Origin of the sequence: Edaphobacter aggregans DSM 19364 (assembly GCF_000745965.1) — a bacterium.
GTDB classification, from domain to species: domain Bacteria; phylum Acidobacteriota; class Terriglobia; order Terriglobales; family Acidobacteriaceae; genus Edaphobacter; species Edaphobacter aggregans.
Map to the genome: position 1 here is coordinate 1 of NZ_JQKI01000272.1, position 3,202 is coordinate 3,202.

The 3,202-nt window shown below is 53.2% G+C and carries 3 protein-coding genes; all 3 read left to right on the plus strand.

Translation table 11 applies throughout. The annotated features are described in order from the left end of the window. Positions 1-112: 112 nt before the first annotated feature. The 3 genes from Q363_RS31005 to Q363_RS31015 all read left to right on the plus strand — a co-directional run bounded on the left by Q363_RS31005 (position 113) and on the right by Q363_RS31015 (position 3,189). Positions 113-421, plus strand: coding sequence for a site-specific integrase (locus tag Q363_RS31005; protein WP_035358492.1), 309 nt, complete (start codon positions 113-115; stop codon positions 419-421). 504 nt (positions 422-925) lie between these two features. Next, positions 926-2,038 carry a PDDEXK nuclease domain-containing protein gene (locus tag Q363_RS31010; RefSeq protein ID WP_035358495.1) on the plus strand — a complete coding sequence of 371 codons (1,113 nt, stop codon included), beginning with the start codon at positions 926-928 and terminating at the stop codon, positions 2,036-2,038. Between the two features lie 779 nt (positions 2,039-2,817). After that, the gene (locus Q363_RS31015) at positions 2,818-3,189 is read left to right on the plus strand and encodes a hypothetical protein (protein WP_035358497.1); all 372 of its coding nucleotides are present in this window, start codon (positions 2,818-2,820) and stop codon (positions 3,187-3,189) included. Positions 3,190-3,202 lie beyond the last annotated feature (13 nt).

The following is a 3,202-nucleotide window of genomic DNA, read 5'->3' on the forward strand; positions in this document are numbered from 1 at the left end:
ATTTCTACTAGTTACGGCACATTTCTACTAGTTGCGGGAACATGCAAGTGCTTTGAAATGAATAAAAGTATTCTACTAGTAAAGGAAAAACGACAACGGCATCGACGCCTGGATGACCGCGGCCGGCATCGATAAGGGCCGGCTGCTGCGGTCGGTTTCCAAAAGCGGGAAGATCAATCGTGACACCCTGAGCGACTGGGCGGTCTGGTCGGTAGTGGAACAGTCATCGCAACAGATCGGGATCGAGCACTTCGGCGCCCACGATCTCCGCCGCACCTGCGCCAAATTGTGCCGGAAGAACGGCGGGGATCTCGAGCAGATCAAGTTCCTCCTGGGGCATTCCTCGATCCAGACCACCGAACGCTATCTCGGGTCGGAGCAGGATATCGAGATCGCGGTCAACGACAACCTTGGCTTGTAAGCTCTCAGGGTGAGCGACGCTATTTGCCTAGGCGCGGCCTGAAGTATCTTGGAATGATTCTGCAACGATACCGCCTGGGGGAAGGAACGCCGGATAATGAAGCGTCGAGTCTGCTCCTACGATATGGTTCGCCGTCCCTGACCCCGCCTTCGTTCTGAAAGATACGGTCGGAGAGATGTAACTTCTGCAATTTGCGCTGCTTCTGTGTCTGGTCGGTGCTGCTGGCTACCAGGCCGAACCTTTCTGTAGAAGATAAAAACGGTGGCTATTCGCTGACCACGCCATCGGGTGAAGAGCATCAGTTCACTGGGATTGTGGATGTGGCGCGGTGGGCGACGGCCACTGCTTTTGAATAAAGAGGTTTAGGCAACTATGGTGTCGGATGGGTATATCGGCGAACCGGCATGACGGCGATATTAGAGCGCTGGCCGTGTTGATGGAAAGCTAGGTTCCTGCTCGCTATGCCTTGACTGCCGAGACGGATGGCAAACCTATACTAGGTTCATGAAGAAGGTTGATTCTACCGAGCTTTACGACGGCATCCGCCTGCTTGTTCTTTCTGCCCGCCAGACGGTGGCACTGGGCGTTAATCTTTTACAGGTTCACACGAACTATGAGATTGGCCGTCGGATCGTCGAGCGGGAGCAGGGTGGTGCTGATCGTGCTCAATATGGCAAGGAAGTCATTAAGGAGCTGGCTGAGCGTCTAACGTCAGAATTCGGCAACGGGTTCTCCAAGAGCAACCTCGAGTACATGCGCCGCTTCTACCTTGCCTATCCAGGTCGAAACATTCAGATTGCCCAGACGCTGTCTGGGCGATTCGCCGGACTTGAAAAAAAGCCCGCTCCCTCAATTGCCCAGACAGCGTCTGGGCAATCTGCTTCGTCAGGCGCAGAGCTTCCCTTTACGCTCAGCTGGTCCCATTACGTCTTCCTGTTAGGGCTTAACGATCAAGAGCGCAGGTTTTATGAGATCGAGGCCGCCGAGCAAGGGTGGACACTGCGAGATCTCAAACGTCAGTTCAGTGCAGGCTTATACGAGCGGCTTGCACTTAGCCGAGACAAGAAGGCGATCCACGATCTCGCTCGCCAGGGCCAAGATGTTTCCAGACCGCAAGACATACTCAAGGAGCCATACGTCCTCGAGTTTCTCGGCCTGGAAGGCAGGCACACATACTCAGAGTCTGATTTCGAAGCGGCGATCGTCGAGCACGTTCAGCACTTTCTGCTGGAACTTGGCAAAGGTTTCCTCTTCGAGGCGCGCCAGAAACGCTTTACGTTCGACGAAGAACACTTCTTCATCGATCTAGTCTTCTACAATCGCCTGCTAAAGTGCTACGTCCTTATTGACTTGAAAATCGGCAAGCTGACGCATCAAGACCTCGGCCAGATGCAGATGTATGTCAACTACTTCGATCGCTTCGTCAAGCTTGATCATGAAAACTCGACGGTTGGTATCGTCCTTTGCAAGAAGAAAAACACCGCCCTTGTAGAAATCACATTGCCCCAAGATGCCAACATACATGCGCGCGAGTACCAGCTATATCTTCCAAGCAAAGAGGAACTACAGCAGAAATTAGCAGAGTGGATTGAAGAGCAAACAACAGGCGGTGACTAGCGAACAACGAATTAGCTGCGGACGTGAATGACCGACAGTCCATCACCAATCGCCAGGTAAAATCGGGTCTTTACCCGCAAAGCGCCAACTGAAGTTGCATGGATGTGAAAATGGACGCTCAAGATTGACGGTGGTGAAAGCGCGGTCGCGGAGGATTGCACCAACCTGAGTGCAGCAAGGGTCGAGAGCACTGCCAATCAAGAGATACATAGGAGACTCTTTTTGAGGAATGTGTATTCAGAAGGGCCGGTACGTCCTTGAGCGAACTGCTGAAGAGTTTGCACGTAAGCCGTCTGGGTGTCAAGCACTCATAGGGTAGGGGGATAGGAGGCTTTAAAAGTGCACCCCCTGGAGTGGGTGAACACAGCGATTCTCAAAGGATCTGCTCTCCACGAGCCGGACGTCGCGGAGGGACTTTGGCAATTCTAATCCGTGGGTGCGAAATCTATGGTTCCGGCTTGTTAGGCCAAGCTTTAACCGCCAGCTGTGCGAGCTCACGTTGCCGCTTCTCGATGGCTGGCTGCTGGCGTCCAATCAGTGAGCGATGCTAGATGTAAGCAGCACTAGTAATGTTTACTCTGCGACAGGTCGCTAGTTACGGGCACATTTTTACCAGTTACGGGAAAATGAACAAAAGCATTATCCTAATTTAGGAAAAATGACAAGAGTGTTAGGCAGAATAGTGATACGATCGCTCTCGATGTTGCTGACGGAGAGTCCCTAGCGCTGGACGTGGCAGTAAGTCATCACGCTTCCTCGTCCATTCCAAGGAGATCCTAATGGCAGATGGCTTGCTAGAAGTTGATGGTTCGATCGACTTGTCGCAATTCTGGCCTGTGGGTAGTTCGGACGCGGATACCACTCGGATTCGGGTGGACGTCACTGCGGGAGCCTTTCGATTCCGTCCAAACTCGGGCGCACCGTTTCGTGTCACTCACGCCTTCGAGAACGCGAAGGTGAAGGGAACGGCCACCTACGACGCCATCAAGAACGGTAAGGTCACGGTCCGGCTTCAAGGCATCGACGCGCCCGAACTACACTATCGGCCGGCGGCCCAGAAGAAGAAAGCCGACCAGACGAACGCGCAGCACAAGTTATACCTCAAATCACTGCCGTCCAAATTAGCAGGGATGGAATTGGACAAAGGCTGAAGACATAGGGGTA